Consider the following 18,252-nt stretch of genomic DNA (forward strand, 5'->3'; position numbering starts at 1 on the left):
GAGCGCGCACCCAACTCCGCGCGCACAATAGAGGAGGACGCATGAGTGACACCACCACGCACGACACGCCGGCAATTCTGCTGCTGGCCCACGGCACGCCCGACCGCCTCAGCGAGATGGCCGCCTATCTCGACAAGGTCACCGGCGGCCGCCCCATGTCCCCCGAGGTCATCGCCGAGCTCCAGCACCGCTACGCCGAGATCGGTCTGCGCGAAGAGCCCCTGCCCGACGGCCCACCTCTAACGAAGTGGACACTTCTGCAAGGCCGCCTCTTGAGCGAAGCCCTCGGCCAGCCCGTCTACATCGGCATGCGCAACTGGCACCCCTTCATCGCCGACGTTGTCGAGCAGATGAAGTCCGACGGCGTGAAGAAAGCCCGCGTCCTCTGCCTCGCGCCACAGAACTCCCGCACCAGCGTCGGCCTCTACCGCCGCGCCCTCATGCAGGCCGTCAACGGCGCGTTTGAAGTCGAGTTCATCGCCGGCTGGGCCGACGAGCCTCTGCTCGCCCAGGCCTTCGCCGAAAAACTCTGGCCCGTCTGGGCAGAGGCCTGCGCAGCCACAAGCGCCGAATCAGGAAAGCCCGTTCGCGTCCCCGTACTCTTCACCGCACACGCCGTCCCCTGCCGCACCATCATCAGCGCACCGGCGCAACCTACTGACTCCGCCGCGCAACCCGGCGCCCCCGTCCCCGCCGACGGCATCCAGAACTACGGCCCCGCCACCCTGCCCGACCCCTATCCCGTCGAGTGCAAGCAAACCGCCGCACACATCGCCGACCACATGCGCCCCCTCGGCATGACCGATCGCGACTGGTTCTTCGCATTTCAAAGCCAGGGCATCGCAGGTGCCCCGTGGCTCGGCCCCACTGTCCCCGACACCCTCAAGAACCTCGCGCAGATGGGCCACAAAGCCATCGTCCTCCAGCCTGTCGGCTTCCTCTGCGACCACGTCGAGATCCTCTACGACATCGACGTCGACTTCAAAAAACAGGCCGCCGAGCTCGGCATGACGCTCTACCGCGCCGAAAGCCTCAACGGCTCCCCAACCCTCACCCGCGCAATCGAGCAGGCCCTCAAGCGCACCCCCACACCCGAAACTCCCGGCGAAGCCCCCGCCGCAAAGCCCGCAGCCGCTGACGCCCAACCCGAGGCCGTCGCCGCCAAGTGAAACGCATCGCCATCATCGGTGGAGGAACCGCTGGCCTAGCCGCGGCCTACGAACTCGAAAAAGCCCGTCTACGCGGAGCCGACATCGACTGGCAGCTCTACGAGGCCAGCCCCCGCCTCGGCGGCCTCCTCTCCACCACCCGCATCGACACCCTCGAAGGCCGCTTCATCCTCGAAGACGGCCCCGACGGCTGGGTCACCGAAAAACCCTGGGCCCGCGACCTAGCCCTCGAACTCGGCCTCGCCGACCAGATCATCCCCTGCCACGAAGAGCACCGCCGCACCCTCATCCTCATCGACGGCAAACTCCAGCCCATGCCCTCACGCATGCGCATGATGGTCCCCGAAGACCTCGCCGCCCTCGAAGGCTCAACCCTCTTTACCGACTCCGCCCGCGCCGCCTACGCAGCCGAGCTCGCCAACGCCACCACTCTCAAAGCCTCCGCACCCACGCACGACGAGTCCGTCGCCGACTTCGTCCTCCGCCACTTCGGCCAGGAGGTCCTCACCAAGATCGGCTCCCCACTCCTCTCCGGCGTCTTCGGCGGCGACGTCCACACCCTCAGCGTCCGCGCCGTCATGCCCGCCTTCGTCAGGATGGAGCAGGAGCACGGCTCCCTCATCGCCGCCCTCCAGGCAAAATCGAAAGAGCGTGGCTCCCGCCCACCTCAACCCGCCTTCACCAGCCTCCGCAACGGCATGGGCACACTCGCTGAAGCCCTCATCGCAAAGCTGCCGCCCGAGCGCATCCACCTCCAGCGCGAGGCGTACTCCCTCAAGCGCGAAGGCAAACTCTGGTGCCTCCGCACCACCACGCCCAACACCACCGCCAAGAGCAAGCGCCACTTCCAGCACATCCTGCTCGCCACTCCCGTCTGCGTCACCCGCCACCTCCTCACCCCACTCGACGCCGCAGCCGCCGCACTCATCCCCACCGAAACCAGCTCCGCCGTCCTCGCCGCCTTCGCCTGGCCCGCCCCCGCCGCGCGACAGATCCACCTCCCCGAAGGCTTCGGCTTTCTCGTCCCGCAAACCTCGAATGAGGCAGGGGCCTTAGTCCCGCAAGCAATGGAGGGAGCAGGGGCCTTTAGGCCCCTGAATAGCGACGGAGAGAAAGGGGCTTTAGCCCCGGCAAGAACAACTCTCCTCGCCGCCACCTTCGTCGACCAGAAGTACCCCGACCGCGCCCCCACCGGCACCCGCATCCTGCGCGCCTTCTTCGGCGGCATCACCGCCGAAGCCATGATGACCCAGCCCGACGAACCCATCATCGCCGCCGCCCACGAACAACTCACCCACATCCTCGGCCCTCTGCCCGCGCCCATCCCCACCATGACCACCATCCGCCGCTGGCCCAACAGCCTCCCTCAATACGCCGTCGGCCACCTCGAACGCATGGCGCAGCTCGACATCCACATCGCAAAGCTCGGCGGCCTCACCCTCCTCGGCAACGGCTACCACGGCGTCGGAATCCCCGACCTCATCCGTGACGCCCGGGCCACCGTCCGCACCTTGCTCTCCTAGACTTGCCAGCTTTGCTGCCGACTACCTTCACCCATGAAGTGTCATCTCGACCGAAGCAGGACAGCTTCATCGTCCTGCGCAGCGGAGTGGAGAGATCCCCACATTTTGCCTCAACCGGCTAAGAAGCTGAGGAATCAGACCTTAGCCAAGAAAACCTTCTCAAAACCACATTTCACACAAAAATCCCTTGCATCCGATAGCACTTTCGATATATCTAAGATATATCTTACGAACTATCGTAAGAAGAAAAGAGATTTTCCTATGTACAAACAATTCTGGTTCCAATCCCACGACGACGACCGTGAGCGCCACTCCGGCTGCGACCATCACGGACGCCACCACGGCCGCTTCGGCGGTCGCGGAGAGCGCGGCGAACACCGCGAGCACTTCGACCGCGGCTTCGGCGGCGGGCGCGAGCGCATCTTCGACTCCGGCGACCTGCAGCTCATCATCCTCGACCTGCTCGCCAAGCAGCCCAGCTACGGCTACGAGCTCATCAAGGCCATCGAAGAGCGCATGGCCGGTGGCTACGCACCCAGCCCCGGCGTCGTGTACCCCACACTCACCCTGCTCGAAGAGCGCGGTTTCACCGAGGTCGTCAGCTCCGAAGGCAACCGCAAGGTCTACGGCGTCACAGACGCAGGCAAGCAGGAGCTCGAGGCCAACGCCGCCCGCCTCCGCGAGATCGGCGAACGCATCGACCGCAGCGGCGAGCGCTTCGAGCGCCTTCGTTCCGTGCAGGTCATGGGCGCCTTCCGCAACCTCGGCGAGGCCGTCCGCACCCGCATGTTCCGCGGCAACCTCACTCCTGAGCAGATCGCCAAGATCGCCGAGGCCATCGACACGGCCGCAAGGGCCATCGATGCCGTCTAACCGCGATGGCCGACAACGCGCATCACTCAAGGCCAATCTGGCCCGTCTCCGGGCCAGATTGGTGCATCCATCCACTTCAGATGTAGCCCGAAACTACCAGGGCACCGTTCCGTCTTCATCGGTGTAGGTGCCGGTCGGGCCATCCGGGCCGATCAGCGCCATCTTCACCGCCTGACGCGCGCCCTGCTCGACCGTGCGGTGCCCCTGATGATCGTTGAGATCAGTCGCCACATAGCCCGGGCAGACAACGTTGACCTTGATGTTCGTCTTCTCGAGTTCGATGGAGAACGCCACCGTTACTGCGTTCAAGGCTGTCTTCGAAGGGCTGTACGCGGCCCCGAAGATACTCCGGTAGGGATGGTTTGGGTCAGACGCCTGGGTGAGAGACCCAACCGAGCTGCCGATATTGACGATCCGGCCAGCCGGGGCCTCGCGGAGCAACGGCAACATCGCCTGCGTGACCGCGATAACGCCAAAGACGTTCGTCTCAAAAACAGTGCGGATGGAGTCGAGCGGCGCAGTACTCGGAATGTTGAACTTCAGGCGGTCCGCAAAGGACGTTCCTGGCACAAACTCTCCGACGATGCCTGCATTGTTCACCAGCACATCGAGCCGGCCAAACTCCCTGCGAATACGTTCAGCGGCGGCAGCAATCGAGGCCGCATCCGTGACGTCCAGCTGGATGGCGTGGGCTCTTTCTCCGATCCCCTTGGCCGCCGTCTCGCCCGCTTCAAGCTTGCGCGACCCGACCAGCACCGTCAACCCATGCCCAGCGAGGTCCTTCGCAATCTGCTGTCCAATTCCTTTGTTCGCTCCTGTAATCAGGGCTACGCGATCTTCCGACATGTGTAGAACTCCTTCTCGGTAGCGATACGCCTGCGATATGCTGGAGGTACCGGAACCTTGTTCCAGATAATAAGCGGAACGATGTTCCGCTTACAAGCGTCCCTGCATGAAAAAAGAAAAAACAATCCAACCCGCTGCCGCTACCGAGAAGGAGCCGCGCCCAAAGCGGGCCGACGCTCAGCGCAAGATGGCCGCCCTGCTGAAGGCAGCGATGGAGGTCTTCGCTACCTCGGGCGTGGATGCTCCGGTGCGCGAGATCGCCGAACGGGCGGGCGTCGGGCTGGGCACCGTCTATCGGCACTTTCCGCAGCGATCGGACCTGATCGCTGCCGTCTTTCGAAACAACGTGGACACCTGCGCGGACGCCGCACCAGCGCTCGCCAGCCAGTATCCGCCGACAGAGGCCCTGTCCCAGTGGCTGCAGCGCTATATGGAGTTCATCGGCACCAAGCGCGGGCTTGCGAAGGCGCTGTACTGCGACCCCGCCTACAGCACCCTACCGGAATACTTCAACAAGCGCCTCCGCCCGGCGCTCATAGGCCTGCTCGATACTGCGGTCGCGGCGAAGGCAGTGCGTCCGGGCATCGACGCAGACGACCTGCTGATCGCGGTGGCGAACCTGTGCAGCGCAGGCTATGGACGCGATCCGGAGCATCCGCGACGGATGGTCGAGTTGCTCATCGATGGCCTGCGCTTCCGCGCGGAGAAAGACGCCTGATGGAAGGAGCTGGCGTAAAATCAACGCATGGGCATTACTCGCCAGCAAGCTCTTGATTGTTTTGCTTCTGATGACCTGATCGGCATCGGGATGGAGGCCGACGCGGTACGACGCCGCCTGCATCCCGAAGGCGTGGTCAGCTACATCATCGATCGCAACATCAACTACACAAACTTCTGCACAGAGTACTGCACCTTCTGCGCCTTCTACCGGCCGCTCAAGGGCAAGCTCGCCGCCGAAGGCTACATCCTCGACTTCGACACCATCTACGACAAGATCCGCGAGACCGTCGAGATGGGCGGCACCGGCGTCCTCATGCAGGGCGGCATCCACCCCGACCTCAAGATCGACTGGTTCGAGTCCCTCTTCACCGGCATCAAGCAGCGCTTCCCGAGCATCTGGCTGCACTGCCTCTCCGCATCCGAAATCCTCGCCATCGCCGAGTACTCCGAGCTCGACCTCCGCACCACCATCGCCCGTCTCCGCGACGCCGGCCTCGACAGCATCCCCGGCGGCGGCGCCGAGATTCTCGACGACGAGGTCCGCGCCCGCATCGCCCGCCTCAAGTGCCGCACCGAAGACTGGGTCAGCGTCCACCGCACCGCCCACGCCCTCGGCATGCGCACCACCGCCACCATGATGTTCGGCGTCGGCGAGACAATGGCCCAGCGCGTTAACCACTTCGAAGTCGTCCGCCAGTTACAAGAAGAAACCGGCGGCTTCACGGCCTTCATCCCCTGGAGCTTCCAGCCCAACAACACCGCTCTCGGCGGCCGCGGCTGGGACGAGGCCACCAGCGTCGAGTACCTAAAAACCCTCGCCATCTCCCGCCTCTACCTCGACAACATCGAGAACGTCCAAAGCTCCTGGGTCACGCAAGGCCTCAAGGTCCTCCAGATGGGCCTCCGCTTCGGCGGCAACGACGTCGGCAGTGTCATGCTCGAAGAAAACGTAGTGAAGGCCGCGGGCACCGCCAACTGCACCACCGAAGAAGAGCTCCGCCGCATCATCCGCGACGCCGGCTTCAAACCCGTCCAGCGCGACACCCTCTACCGCACCATGTTCTTGAATTAATGAACGAGTCTTACTTCAGCCTTTCGTTATCGCCGCCTCAAATAGATGCAAGCTCTCTAGAGTTGGCAAGGGAAACGGATGCGGAAGTTCGTCAAGCTCATAAATCTCTAGCTCGCTGAGAAATCCATCATCAGCGAAAACGAGAATACCTACTTGCCCACCGTCCGGAGTTCGGCCAAGCAGATCGACAACTACGCGTCCATCCGAGTGCCCACGCTCAGCTTCACGGCTTACTTCAAAGTTGATGGTTGGACAGCCGCACCGGCAATGACTCACAACCTTTACAAATGAAACTTGTCCGAGAAAGGATTGCGCATGCTCGCTACCATTTGCGAGTACGTGAGTAAGGAATTGAACTTCTGAAAGCGATAGAGAACGATCTTCTTTCAGAGCCTCTGATTGCTGCCTTCTGATATCTCCGAGCAACGGCAAACTCTTCTTGAGTGATTTTGGCAGCCTCATGTTGTCGTCTCCGATCAAATAACTCCTACGCCGTCTTCAACCCCGCCTCTGCAATCGCCGCCGAGATCTTCTCATCTGGCACACCCTGCTTCCTTAAGCTCTCCGTCAGCGCCGCCACATTCGACCCCTCGAGCTTCTCCAGGTCCTTCCGCAGCCCCTGTGAGATGTACGCCTTCATCAGCGACTGATATCCGGAGAAGCCAAGCATTGGCGCGATCTCCTTCAGGTCTTCGATCACACGCTCAGGAACGCGCAAGCTGATCGACGTCATCACGCGCGGTGTGCGCAACTGCTCTCTCATCCGTTCAGCGGCTGTCTTCATAGTAGATTTTCTCCTCTCTCTTTGTTGCTTCTCTCGCTGAGATCAGTCTTAGATACAGGTCTTCGCGTTCCACGTGGACGACGTAGAGCAGTCTGCTTTCCGTTGTATTGCCGATAACCGCAACGCGCGTCTCTCCATCAACGCTCGCATCTTCCAAAACAAAGGCACGATCGAAGAACACCTCACAGGCTGTCTCAAACCGCACACCATGTTTCGCTCGGTTCTTAGCAGCCTTGAGTCCATCCCATACGAAGGTTTCTCCGCGGTACAGGTAGTAGACGTCCACATGTCAATGTATATACTTTGTATATTCATCAGTCAACCATGAATCCATCTCATCTAGCCCGTTGTCTCGTTGCGCTCTCCATCCCCGCGACACTACTCGTCGCCCAGCAGCCCTACGTCCTCAAGCTCAACACGCAGGAGGTCGCCCTCAACTTCCACGCCGAGGACGCCTCCGGCCGTACCATCCCCAACCTCGCGCTCGCCGACCTCCGTCTCCGCGACAACGGCAAGCCCCCCGACAAGATCACCCTCTTCACCCACAGCCAAAATCTCCCCCTCCGCGTAGCCATCGTCTTCGACGAAAGCGCTTCCATGGCAGGCTACCTCTCTCCCCGTCGTGTCGCGCAGCAGCTTGCCGCTACCGCCATCCAGTCCGACAAAGATCAGGCCATGGTCGTCCGCTTCGACTTCGAAACCCAGATCCAGCAGCCCTGGACCAGCGACCCCGCCATCCTCATCCACGCCGCCGCGCACGTCACCGACAAGAACGGCACCCGCCTCGGCGGCACCGCCATCTGGGACACCCTCTACCGCGTCTGCCGCGATCACATCCCCGCCCAGACACCGGGCGCCGAAGTCTCCGCCAACGCCATCCTCCTCTTCACCGACGGCGACGACAACTGGAGCCACGCCCGCCCCCAGGACGTCATCGACATCTGCACCCAGCGCGAGACCCCCATCTACCCCTTCATGCTCTTCGGCAAAGAACACTTCGACAAAGGCCAGGGCCTCCTCCGTCAACTCGCCGAGCACACCGGCGGCAAGGTCTTCTACCAGCAGATCGGTCACACCACCATGGCCGACTCCATCCTGCAAATCAACCAGGACCTCCGCGACCGCTACACCCTCGTCTACCGACCGCACGCGCTCAAGCTCAACAGCAGCTTCCACACCATCAAGCTCGACACACCCGCCAAAGCCACGCAGATCAACGTCCGCGACGGCTACTTCGCCGAGCCTTAGCTCTTCCCTGCCTGCACCTTGATCCAGGCATCCACCCGCGTCTCCAACAAATCCAGCGGTAGCGCCCCTCCATCCAGAATCTCGTCATGGAACGCCTTGATGTCGAACTTCGGCCCCAGCTCTTTCTTCGCACGCGCCCGCAGCTCCAGAATCTTCAGCTGCCCCATCTTGTACGCCAGCGCCTGCCCCGGCCACGCAATGTAGCGGTCGGTCTCGCTCTGCGCCAGCACATCGTTCACATCGTTGGCGTGCATGTAGTCGATCACCTGCTGCCGCGTCCATCCCTGGTCATGGATGCCCGTATCCACCACCAGCCTTACCGCGCGAAACAGCTCCGAGTTCAGCCGCCCATAGTCCGACACCGGGTTCTGATAGAACCCGATCTCCTTACCTAGTTGCTCCGCATACAACGCCCAGCCCTCCGTATAAGCCGAGTACCCGCTATGCAGTCGAAACTTCGGCAACCCCGTCAACTGCTGCGCCACCGAAATCTGCAGATGGTGCCCCGGCACGCCCTCGTGATACGCCACCGCCTCATCCAGCACCAGAGTCCTGTGCGTCGGGTCAGCCACCGCCACCACCACGCGCCCCGGCCGCCTTCCATCCGGAGTCCCTCGCACATAATGCGTCGCCGCCGCTGCATCAAAGTCCGGAATCGCCTCTACCGTCACCGGAGCCTTCGGTAGCAGGTTGAACAGCTCCGGCAGCTTCGGCTCCATCTGGTCGATGTAGTGCTTGAAGTCCGCCACAATCTGCGCCTCGCTCGTCGGCTTCCACTTCGGATCGCTGTTGATCGCCGCGCGAAAGCTCGCCAAGTCCGGATACCCCTGCGCCTTGGCCAGCGCGGTCATCTCCGCCGTAATGCGCTTCACCTCGCTCAGCCCCAGCGCATGAACCTCCGCCGGCGTAATGTCGATCGTCGTCATCGACTTCACGGCCTCCGCATAGCGCCGCTTCCCATCCGGCAGGCTCTCAATGGACAGGCTCACACGCCCCTGCGGGTCATACTCCTCGCGCAAGAACTTCGCAAACGCGCGATACGCCGGGAACACTTCATCGTTCACCACCTTCGTCATCTCCGCCGTCAGCCGCTGCTGCTCCGCCCCCGGTATGCTCATCGGATACTTCTTCGTCGGCAGCAGAAACGGGTTCGCCGCAATAATCCCATCGCACTGCCCCGGCAGCTTGTCCACAATCACCTTCGGAGGCATCAGGTGGTCACGCTCACCCGCACGCATCACCTCCATCGTCTGCTGCAGCGCCCGAGGAATCTGCCGCAGCCGCGCGATGTAGTCCTCATAGTGCTTCACCGAATCCAGCGGCACCTGCAACGGCAAATCCGCCAGCTCCGTGTGGATGCCGTTCTGCTGGTTCACCGGCATCTCATAGTTCTTCAGCTCATAGTTCACATCGCTGCGAACAATCTGCCGCTCCAGCAGCTCATGCGACAGCAAATCCTTGTCGCCCATCCCGGTCGTCGGAATCGCCCGCAGCCGCACCAAAAACGCATCGCCCTCGGCATGCTCACGCGCAATCTGCGCCAGCGAAAAATCCCCCAGTTGATCGTTGTACCGATAGTCCCCAACCCCCGTCGCCCGCAGCGGCGAGTTCTTCAGCCCATTCTGGTAGTACTCCTCAAACAGCGCGTTCTGCGCGGCCACATTCTCCGCCACCATCTTCGCCGGCCCCTGCGCCACGGCACTCTGCATTGCGATGGACGACACCAGCCCCGGCATCAGGGCAAACGAAAGGGCGGAACACCAGAATCCTGTAAGTTTTGGCATGAGCCACATTAGAGCACTTTTTGTATCGATATTTTTCGCTCAACTATAGAAGTGTCATTTCAGAAGTGTCATTTCGACCGGAGCGGAGAAACCCCTGTATTTGTATTTGCAGTCGCCGTTGCCTGTTTTCCTCTGCGACCTTTGCGGCTTTTCCTTTGCGTCCTCTGCGTTAAAGCTTTTGTCGTAGCGAGAGCCGAAGGCGCGAGCATACCTCCTCCGCAAATCCCGGCAACCCCTTGCACCTCAGTTAGAATCGAATCAGACCAACGCCTGTCCGGAGTGCGTACCACCAGCCGATGCCCAGCCTACTGCCCAGCCGACTTCACGCACTCGCGTTCTTCTTCATCTCGCAGCACGGCCTCGGCCACTACTGGAAGACCCACTACGCCGACCACACCTTCCGCGGCGTCTATCGCTGGAACGCTTTTGACGTCTCCATGCTGGTCCCGTACTTCGTCGTCATGGTCATCCTGGCCTTCTACGGCATCCACCGCTACCAGCTCGTCTGGCTCTACTACCGCAACAAGCGCAACGAGGCCAAATCCAACCAGCCTCCGGCCACATTCACTGAAGAGCAGCTCCCCTTCGTCACCATCCAACTCCCCATCTACAACGAGCAGTTCGTCATCGACCGCCTCCTCGACGCCTGCTGCCGCCTCGACTACCCCCGCGACCGCTTCGAGATCCAACTCCTCGACGACTCTACCGACGAGACCGTCGACGTCGCCAGCGCCATGGTCGCCCGCTTCGCCGCAGGCACGCAGGGCCTCGACCCGCAGCCCGTCTTCTACCTTCACCGCACCAACCGCCACGGCTACAAAGCCGGAGCCCTCGAAGAAGGCCTCAAGTCCTCCCGCGGCGAGCTCATCGCCATCTTCGACGCCGACTTCGTCCCTCCCCCCGACTGGCTCCGCAAAGTAGTCCACCACTTCGCCGAAGAAAAGGTCGGTATGGTGCAGACCCGCTGGACTCATCTCAACCGCAACTACAGCTTCCTCACGCAGGTGGAAGCCATCCTCCTCGACGGGCATTTTGTTCTGGAGCACGGAGGCCGCAGCCGCGCTGGCGTCTTCTTCAACTTCAACGGCACCGCCGGCATGTGGCGTCGCGCCGCCATCGACGAGGCCGGTGGCTGGGAGCACGACACCCTCACCGAGGACACCGACCTCAGCTACCGAGCGCAGCTCAAAGGCTGGAAGTTCAAATACCTCCAGGACGTCGAGTGCCCTGCCGAACTCCCCATCGAGATGACCGCCTTCAAAACCCAGCAGGCGCGCTGGGCGAAGGGCCTCATCCAGGTCGGCAAAAAGTCCCTGCCCGGCATCCTCCGCTCCGACATCTCCGCGCACCAGAAGCTCGAAGCCTGGTACCACCTCACCGCCAACATCAGCTACCCGCTCATGATCGTCCTCAGCGTGCTGCTGATGCCTGCCATGATCATCCGCAGCTGGCAGGGTCCCCTGCAGATGCTCCTCATCGACCTGCCGCTCTTCATGGCCTCCACCATGTCGGTCTCCACCTTCTACCTCGTCAGCCAGAAGGAGCTCTTCCCCAAGACCTGGTGGAAGACCTTCCTCTACGTCCCGTTCTTGATGGCGCTCGGCGTCGGCCTCACCATCACCAACACCAAGGCCGTCCTCGAAGCCCTCGTAGGCCACAAGACCGCCTTCGCCCGCACCCCCAAGTACCGAGTCCAGAAGAAGGGTGAAAAGTCACAGGCCAAGAAGTACCGCAAGCGCCTCGGCATCATCCCCTGGATCGAGCTGGCCATCGGCACCTACTTCGCGCTCACGGTCTGGTACGCCATCTCCACCGAAAACTACTTCACGGTCCCCTTCCTGTTGCTCTTCGTACTGGGCTACTGGATCACCGGCTTCCTCAGCATCTTCCAGGGCCTCTTCGAACGCCGCGGCGCTCAAGGCGAAGAGATGCACGAAAAACCCTACCCCGTAGGCATCTAAAACACCTTTGAACCAGTGCCTGCGTTTGGCCTCCGAAGAGGTGCCTGGCTTTGAAGGGGCGGGACTTCAGTCCCGCCATCAAGCTCCCAGAATCAGTGCGGCTTCAGCCGCGGAGGGAATGCTCGCACACTTGTCTAGAGCTTCCCCTAAAGCGTCTCGGCATCATCCCATGCCCAGCCCCACCCAAAAGGTGTCATCTCGACCGGAGCCAAACAGTTTCATCGTTTGGCGCAGCGGAGAGACCTGCATTTCGAACCACCCAAACTCTGTCATCTCGACCGAAGCATGGCGGCCTCATCGCCATGCGCAGCGGAGAGATCCCTGCATTGGCCGTTGTTTTTGCCATTGCCTTTGTTCTTGCTTGTCATTCCCGCAGGGAATCTGCGTCTTGACTACGACCCCACAAACGCTGTCATCCTGAGCGAAGCGCAACGCGCGCAGCCGAAGGACCCCGAAGAGTCAAGTTCAGGCTAAGCCATCAAAATCTTTCTCACATTACATCTCTTGGCCCCAGCGACTGAAGCATCAAGCAAATCCTTTGCAACAAGACCCCGGCACCGAAAACACTGAATGAAAGGCAGAGCTACAGCTTGGCTTGTAGATCAGCTAGAACGGCTTTCCTCTTTGCCTTTTCAATTTCCGGATCTTCTACCTGAATGAACTCGACGGCGCTGAATCTATCCCCTCCCCGCCGATTCTGCCGTGGCTCAACCGCTTCTATCAGAAGCGCTTCCATCGTGGCGATCAGGAGACCGCGATCATAGTTCTGTTCGGAAGAGTTCAAACTCCCGTTGTCGGAAACTTTGTACACACCGAACCAAGAGAAGCGATCCCACCGTCCGCTCAACCGATCAAAAACATGTTCTCGCAAGCGAACACCAATCCCACGATCAATGGCTCGGCCCACATAGATAACTTCTCCGCGGTCGTATAAGAGATAGACGCCTCGCTGGTCAGAAAAATCCACCGTGTCGCTTCTCAAATCACGCTTCCCGAAAAGATTGATAGTAGATGTGGCCCATTGGACTTTCTCTCGAGACCAAAACATGCCGAATGCATTAATCAGTCCAGTAGTTTCCTTTTTCTCCTCAATTTCTTCCGCTTCTAAAGAAGCGAGAGCAGGAGGGACAGCGCTAGGTAGGGCTCCCGCTGAAGTGGATCTCAAACGATATCGGCCTGGCCCTATCCGCTCAAAGGGCGTATTGGCACCATCCCAGCGAATTGATTCGGATAGGGTCGTGTTGAGGCTGGAATCTGGCGTCGCTCCGAGCTTTGTGCGAAGCCCTCGGTCGATGATCTGCTGAGTAATCTCCGTATATAGCATTCCCTCAGGCTTATCCTTGAGAACTTCAATAGCAGCCTCTCTCCAGCTCATCTGCGTTGCCAAGCTCATTCCCTCCATTTGTAAGTTGTCAGCAGTTTACCCTCACGCATTGACCCCACTCACCACCCGCCGTACCCTAATCCCATGAAGGTCAACGTCCAGTACGCCGAGACCCATCTCTCCGACCTGATCGCCGCAGCCTCACGCGGCGAGATCGTCGAGATCGAGACACCGGACGCCTGCGCCCATATCTATGCCTCCCCCAAACCCAACGCATCCGGCTCAGTCGTCGAATCCACATCTGAAGGTAAGCCCACCAGCCGCGCCCACCTAGCCGGGGCGTGGGAGGGACTCGTTCCAGTCATCTCCGACGAAGAGTGGAAAGCTCTGGACAAAGAAATTGAAGATGAGATGGTGAACGGCCCGATCTTCCCACCGGAGCACGCTTGAGATATCTGCTCGACTCGAACGTGCTGTACTGGTACATCACCGACCGCAGCCGCCTTACAAGGCGGGTTGAGCCACTGCTGGATGATGCTCACAACGACCTCTACGTGAGCTCCGCCTCGCTCTGGGAGCTCTCCATTAAGATCGCAAAAAGCCGACTCGCCGTTCCCGGCAATACCGTCCTCTCTCTGTACGAGCAGGTAGACCGTCTCGGCATAACAGTCCTCCCCATCAGCCGCGCTCACATCCTCCGCACCGAAACCCTGCCACACCATCACGGCGACCCCTTCGACCGCATAATCATCGCGCAAGCCCTTGAAGAAGGATTCACCATCCTCACCGCCGACGCCGACATCCCGCAATACGCCGCACCTGTCATCTGGAAGTGACATCCACCCCTTGACACCCCCGCTACAATAGAACCAGCCCCACCCGTGTTCCGGCCGGAGGAATCCCCGTCCGTCGAGCGCCACCCAGCCCCAGAGGCACCTGCTCACGGCTCCTTGAAAACCCGTTCCCCCTCAAGGGGTTCCACCCCTAACCTCAATCCGTTGCGGATCTTACCCCCAAAACCAGGGGAGGGTCCCGCACCCCGCGCCAGCCACCCGCATCAGCATGTAAGATACCTTCCGAGCCAGTCAGACAGATTCCGCTCACCGCACGCCCGAAAGGATCTCCCCATGCGTTTGGCAGCACTCGCTCTCCTCGCCGCAACCGCAGCCGTCCCCGCCTTCGCGGCCAAAACCTGCGATGTCCGCCACTTCGGCGCCACCGGCGACGGCACCACCAAGGACACCGCCGCCCTCCAGAAGGCCATCGACGCCTGCGCCAACACCGGCGGCACCGTCACCATCACGCCCGGCACCTACCTCACCGGCCCCATCGAGCTTAAATCGAAGCTCACCCTCGACATCCAGAAGGGCGCCACGCTCCTCGGCTCCCCTGACCGCGCCGACTTCGGCCCCTTCACCTTCGCCGGCAAGCAGACCGTCCTCCCGCTCGTCCGCTCCGACAATGCCAGCGACATCACCATCACCGGCGGCGGCACCATCGACGGCAACGGCCACATCTGGTGGGACTACGTCAAAGGCGTCAAGGACTCCGGCGTCCTCGGCACCGATCACCCCCGCCCCATGGGCATGCTCCTCCAGCACTCCCACCACATCGTCATTCAGGACATCACGGTACAAAACTCCGGCTTCTGGCAGATCGTCCCCTACTACTCCACCAACCTCAAGTTCCTCAACATGCGCATCCTGGCTCCCAAGTCTCCAAACACGGACGCCATCGACCCCTTCAGCAGCTCGCACATCCTCATCGACCACGTCTTCTCCTCCATCGGCGACGACAACATCGCCATCAAGTCCGGCGCCATCAACTCCCCCGGTCCCGACTCGCCCAGCCACGACATCACCATCCGCGACTGCACCTTCGAGCGCGGCCACGGCCTCTCCATCGGCTCCGAGATCGCCGGCGGCGTCTACAACGTCCACGCCGAGCGCATCCACTTCAACGGCACCGACCAGGGCATCCGCATCAAGGCCAACCGCGACCGTGGCCACGACGTCTCCAACATCACCTTCAAGGGCCTCGACATGGTCAACGTCCGCACCGCCATCCTCATCTCCGAGTACTACCCCAAGGTCTACCCCGAAGGCGACGTCGCCGCAGCCCCCATCGGCCGCCTCACCCCGTTCTTCCACAACATCCGCATCACCAACGTCAAAGCCACCGGCAGCAACGTCGCTGGCGTCATCGTCGGTCTCCCCGAGTCCCCCGTCAAGGACATCGTCCTTAAAAACGTCGACATCCAGGCCAAAACCGGCATGAAGATCGCCTACGCCAACGTCATCCTCGACAACGTCAAGGTCACCGCCGCAGCAGGCGAAGCTATCACCATCTCGCCCACCGCGAAGGTTACTCGCAAGTAAGTCCGGCCAGATGCGTAGCGCAGGCAGTATTCTTACTGCATGAAGATCGCGCTACGCATCTGCGCCACAATTGTCGTCTTTGTGGTCATCGGCTGGATGGCCCAGCACATCGTGCTGGAGCACGCCCATATCCGCACAGCCGGCTACGGACCGCAGACCCGCCTGGCCGGCTACACCGCGGGGCTCTTCGCAGGCGGCGCTGCAGCCGTCATCGTGCTCATCGCTCTCTTCATGCTCGACAACCAGCCACCCAAGGACTAGCCGCCAATCAGGCCAGCTCCGTCAGCAGCTTTGCGGATACCTCCTCCGCACTCAGCCCCACCACGCGCAGCGTCTTCATGCGACTGCTCGCCCCGGTCAGCAGAGTCACCTGCCCCCGCGCCACACCCAGCCGCTTCGCCACAAACGCCACCAGCGCCTCATTCGCACGCCCATCGACCGGCGGACTCGTCAGCGCGATCTTCACCGCCCCATCGTGGGTTCCCGTCACCGCATCCCGCTTCGCCCCCGGATGCACCCGCACCGGCACCACGCATCCACCCGGAGCATCCCGCACACCCAGCTCGCCAATCACGGAACAGGCTCCGTGTACACACGCTTCCCAAAGATCGCCGTCCCCACCCGCACGCACGTCGACCCCTCTTCGATCGCCACCACAAAATCCCCGCTCATCCCCATCGAAAGCTCCGTCAACCCCGGATACTTCGCCACATTCTCATCGCGTAGCTGCCTCAGCCTCTGGAAGTACGGTCGCGCCGTCCCAGCATCCTCGCTCCACGGCGGCACCGTCATCAGCCCGCTCACACGCAGATGCTCCAGCCCGGCCAGCGCCGCCAGCAGCTCCGGCAACGCCTCAGGCGCAAGCCCATGCTTGCTCTCTTCGTGTGACAGTTTTATCTCAACCAGCACGCGCATCGTCTTTCCCAGCGCCTTCGCCGCGTCATTCAGCCGCCCCGCCGTCTTGATGCTGTCCAGAGTATCCACCGCGTCAAAGATCTCTGCTGCCTTGCTCGTCTTGTTGTTCTGCAGCGGCCCAATCAGGTGCAGCTCCAGCCCAGCGAGCTCCCGCACTATCGGAGCCTTCATCTGCGCCTCCTGCACACGGTTCTCGCCAAACAGCCGCTGTCCGGCCTCATAGGCCTCCAGCAATGCCTCCGCCGGATGCACCTTGCTCACCGCCATCAGCGCTACCTCGGCGCTCCTGCGACCCGCGCGAGCACACGCATCGGCAACCTCGTTGCGGACCCGTTCCAGATTTGCGGCAATCGACATAGTCACTCTCAGTGTACGAGGTCGAGCAGTTTCGATCATCCATATCCCTACCGGCCACGTCCTATACGATGAAAGGTGCATCCACTCGGGACAAATTCACGTCCTAGTTAAGCGGCAGCCCCAAGTTCGCGGATCGTGTACCCCTTGAGTCAGTCACCCTCTTGCAAACGGGCCGGGGAGGAAAGCGCAACAAAGCTCTTCCTCCCGGGTTTTTGCCAACGGATAGAAACGCATCACAGCCAGGAGTTGAAAAAGCTATGTCCTTTCCCCGCTTCCACAACACTCTTTCTTTGAAGGCCCTCTGCGCGGTCACCGTCATGGCCGTCGCAGCTACCGGCGTCGCAAGCGCCCAAACTGACAGCAAATCCGATAGCACCGTGGCAGCCGCACAGTCTGCGCCCCTCATCCAGACTCCCGCACTCAACACCTCCAGTTCAAGCGCACAGCTCTTCTCCTCCAGCAGCGATGAACAGACAACGCCCGACACCGTAAACGAGGCGTCCGTCACCCCCTCAGTTAACTTCGCCAACTACATGCAGTACGGTGGCGGACAGCGCCGCCGCTACGGCCGCCCTACCTATCGCGGCAGCAACACCACCGCAGACGGCACACCCAAGTACACCTTTGAGGTCGGCGCCGGCTTCACCCAGCCCCTCGGAAATACCTGGCACTATCTCACGCCCAGCTACGGCATCTCCGTCGGCGGCGGCCGCAACTTCGACCGCCACCTCGGCGTTCTGCTCCAGTTCGACTACGACCACTTCGGATTTACCGGCCGGACGCTCAGCAACCAGAGCTATCTCTACTTCGACGATAGCAATCCCTCAGACACCGGTTTCGACGGTTCCACCCACATCTGGTCCTTCTCGCTCAACCCGGTCTACACCCTCACCAACCCCAGCAACGGTGGTGTTGGCGTGTACCTCGTCGGCGGCGTAGGCTTCTACCACAAGGTCGCGAACTTCACGGTTCCTACAGAAGAAGAGGAGTGCTACTACTTCTGCGAAATCGGCTACGTGAACGCCACCTACGACCACTACACCTCGAACGCGCCCGGCTTCAGTGGCGGCTTCGGCATCACCTACAAGTTCTCCCGCTTCTCCAACGAGCGGCTCTTCGCGGAAGCGCGTTACGTCTTCATCGACAACTCGCAGCGCCAGGGCTACACCGTTGAGAACTCGTCCTATGATGCCAACGGCAACTTCACTTCAACCTATAACGGCAACAACGTCTACCCTGCCAACAGCAACCGCACCACCTATCTCCCGGTAAAGTTTGGTATTCGCTTCTAACCCGCA

General features: G+C 61.4%; 20 protein-coding genes. 12 read left to right on the forward strand and 8 right to left on the reverse strand.

The window, feature by feature from the left end:
• The first annotated feature begins 41 nt into the window (after window positions 1–41).
• The 3 genes from GOB94_RS06155 to GOB94_RS06165 all read left to right on the forward strand — a co-directional run bounded on the left by GOB94_RS06155 (window position 42) and on the right by GOB94_RS06165 (window position 3,565).
• Window positions 42–1,169, forward strand: a complete 1,128-nt coding sequence (locus GOB94_RS06155) for a ferrochelatase (RefSeq protein ID WP_182277972.1) — start codon at window positions 42–44, stop codon at window positions 1,167–1,169.
• Entirely contained in the window at window positions 1,166–2,692 is a 1,527-nt protein-coding gene (hemG, locus tag GOB94_RS06160; RefSeq protein WP_182277973.1) for a protoporphyrinogen oxidase, read from the forward strand. The genes GOB94_RS06155 and hemG overlap by 4 nt, the downstream gene beginning before the upstream one ends.
• A 261-nt stretch (window positions 2,693–2,953) precedes the next feature.
• The gene (locus GOB94_RS06165) at window positions 2,954–3,565 is read left to right on the forward strand and encodes a PadR family transcriptional regulator (RefSeq protein ID WP_182277974.1); all 612 of its coding nucleotides are present in this window, start codon (window positions 2,954–2,956) and stop codon (window positions 3,563–3,565) included.
• 93 nt (window positions 3,566–3,658) lie between these two features.
• Here the strand turns inward: GOB94_RS06165 and GOB94_RS06170 are convergent, their stop codons facing one another.
• Entirely contained in the window at window positions 3,659–4,411 is a 753-nt protein-coding gene (locus GOB94_RS06170) for an SDR family oxidoreductase (RefSeq protein ID WP_182277975.1), read from the reverse strand.
• Window positions 4,412–4,517: 106 nt separating this feature from the next.
• On the opposite strand from GOB94_RS06170, the gene GOB94_RS06175 reads away from it, so the two are divergent.
• Complete coding sequence (locus tag GOB94_RS06175; RefSeq protein WP_182277976.1) at window positions 4,518–5,129, forward strand: TetR/AcrR family transcriptional regulator; 612 nt, start codon at window positions 4,518–4,520, stop codon at window positions 5,127–5,129.
• A 27-nt stretch (window positions 5,130–5,156) separates the two neighbouring features.
• Window positions 5,157–6,203, forward strand: a complete 1,047-nt coding sequence (gene mqnC, locus GOB94_RS06180; protein WP_182277977.1) for a cyclic dehypoxanthinyl futalosine synthase — start codon at window positions 5,157–5,159, stop codon at window positions 6,201–6,203.
• A gap of 15 nt (window positions 6,204–6,218) precedes the next feature.
• On the opposite strand, the gene GOB94_RS06185 is transcribed toward mqnC, so the two are convergent.
• Genes GOB94_RS06185 through GOB94_RS06195 form a run of 3 tightly spaced genes read right to left on the reverse strand, consistent with a single transcriptional unit; the run spans window position 6,219 to window position 7,273 of the window.
• Entirely contained in the window at window positions 6,219–6,683 is a 465-nt protein-coding gene (locus GOB94_RS06185; RefSeq protein ID WP_182277978.1) for a hypothetical protein, read from the reverse strand.
• Between the two features lie 7 nt (window positions 6,684–6,690).
• A complete protein-coding gene (locus GOB94_RS06190; protein WP_182277979.1) occupies window positions 6,691–6,987 on the reverse strand; it encodes a hypothetical protein in 297 nt (98 codons plus the stop codon).
• Complete coding sequence (locus GOB94_RS06195) at window positions 6,971–7,273, reverse strand: BrnT family toxin (protein WP_182277980.1); 303 nt, start codon at window positions 7,271–7,273, stop codon at window positions 6,971–6,973. Before GOB94_RS06195 ends, GOB94_RS06190 begins: the two co-directional genes overlap by 17 nt.
• A 38-nt stretch (window positions 7,274–7,311) precedes the next feature.
• On the opposite strand from GOB94_RS06195, the gene GOB94_RS06200 reads away from it, so the two are divergent.
• Window positions 7,312–8,235 carry a VWA domain-containing protein gene (locus GOB94_RS06200; RefSeq protein WP_182277981.1) on the forward strand — a complete coding sequence of 308 codons (924 nt, stop codon included), beginning with the start codon at window positions 7,312–7,314 and terminating at the stop codon, window positions 8,233–8,235.
• Here the strand turns inward: GOB94_RS06200 and GOB94_RS06205 are convergent.
• Entirely contained in the window at window positions 8,232–10,019 is a 1,788-nt protein-coding gene (locus GOB94_RS06205) for a DUF885 domain-containing protein (RefSeq protein WP_255484280.1), read from the reverse strand. The two genes, GOB94_RS06200 and GOB94_RS06205, sit on opposite strands and share 4 nt — an antisense overlap.
• A 296-nt stretch (window positions 10,020–10,315) precedes the next feature.
• On the opposite strand from GOB94_RS06205, the gene GOB94_RS06210 reads away from it, so the two are divergent.
• On the forward strand, window positions 10,316–11,980 hold the full coding sequence (locus tag GOB94_RS06210; RefSeq protein WP_182277983.1) for a cellulose synthase family protein: 1,665 nt from the start codon (window positions 10,316–10,318) through the stop codon (window positions 11,978–11,980).
• Window positions 11,981–12,563: 583 nt separating this feature from the next.
• Here GOB94_RS06210 and GOB94_RS06215 read toward each other — a convergent pair.
• On the reverse strand, window positions 12,564–13,367 hold the full coding sequence (locus tag GOB94_RS06215) for an HTH domain-containing protein (RefSeq protein ID WP_182277984.1): 804 nt from the start codon (window positions 13,365–13,367) through the stop codon (window positions 12,564–12,566).
• Window positions 13,368–13,448: 81 nt separating this feature from the next.
• Here GOB94_RS06215 and GOB94_RS06220 point away from each other — a divergent pair, with 81 nt between their 5' ends.
• The 4 genes from GOB94_RS06220 to GOB94_RS06235 all read left to right on the forward strand — a co-directional run bounded on the left by GOB94_RS06220 (window position 13,449) and on the right by GOB94_RS06235 (window position 15,943).
• On the forward strand, window positions 13,449–13,754 hold the full coding sequence (locus GOB94_RS06220) for a hypothetical protein (RefSeq protein ID WP_182277985.1): 306 nt from the start codon (window positions 13,449–13,451) through the stop codon (window positions 13,752–13,754).
• Window positions 13,751–14,140 carry a type II toxin-antitoxin system VapC family toxin gene (locus GOB94_RS06225; protein ID WP_182277986.1) on the forward strand — a complete coding sequence of 130 codons (390 nt, stop codon included), beginning with the start codon at window positions 13,751–13,753 and terminating at the stop codon, window positions 14,138–14,140. The genes GOB94_RS06220 and GOB94_RS06225 overlap by 4 nt, the downstream gene beginning before the upstream one ends.
• A gap of 291 nt (window positions 14,141–14,431) precedes the next feature.
• Window positions 14,432–15,682: a glycoside hydrolase family 28 protein gene (locus GOB94_RS06230; protein ID WP_182277987.1), complete on the forward strand. Its 1,251-nt coding sequence runs from the start codon at window positions 14,432–14,434 to the stop codon at window positions 15,680–15,682.
• A 39-nt stretch (window positions 15,683–15,721) separates the two neighbouring features.
• Window positions 15,722–15,943 carry a hypothetical protein gene (locus GOB94_RS06235; RefSeq protein WP_182277988.1) on the forward strand — a complete coding sequence of 74 codons (222 nt, stop codon included), beginning with the start codon at window positions 15,722–15,724 and terminating at the stop codon, window positions 15,941–15,943.
• A gap of 7 nt (window positions 15,944–15,950) precedes the next feature.
• On the opposite strand, the gene GOB94_RS06240 is transcribed toward GOB94_RS06235, so the two are convergent.
• Together GOB94_RS06240 and GOB94_RS06245 are read right to left on the reverse strand one after the other, a co-directional pair.
• Window positions 15,951–16,256, reverse strand: coding sequence for a DUF167 domain-containing protein (locus GOB94_RS06240; protein WP_255484281.1), 306 nt, complete (start codon window positions 16,254–16,256; stop codon window positions 15,951–15,953).
• Window positions 16,253–16,954: a YggS family pyridoxal phosphate-dependent enzyme gene (locus GOB94_RS06245; protein ID WP_182277989.1), complete on the reverse strand. Its 702-nt coding sequence runs from the start codon at window positions 16,952–16,954 to the stop codon at window positions 16,253–16,255. Before GOB94_RS06245 ends, GOB94_RS06240 begins: the two co-directional genes overlap by 4 nt.
• A gap of 257 nt (window positions 16,955–17,211) precedes the next feature.
• Here GOB94_RS06245 and GOB94_RS06250 point away from each other — a divergent pair, with 257 nt between their 5' ends.
• Window positions 17,212–18,246, forward strand: a complete 1,035-nt coding sequence (locus tag GOB94_RS06250; RefSeq protein WP_182277990.1) for a hypothetical protein — start codon at window positions 17,212–17,214, stop codon at window positions 18,244–18,246.
• The last annotated feature ends 6 nt before the right edge of the window (window positions 18,247–18,252 follow it).

This window comes from Granulicella sp. 5B5 (genome assembly GCF_014083945.1).
In the GTDB taxonomy this organism is placed as follows: domain Bacteria; phylum Acidobacteriota; class Terriglobia; order Terriglobales; family Acidobacteriaceae; genus Granulicella.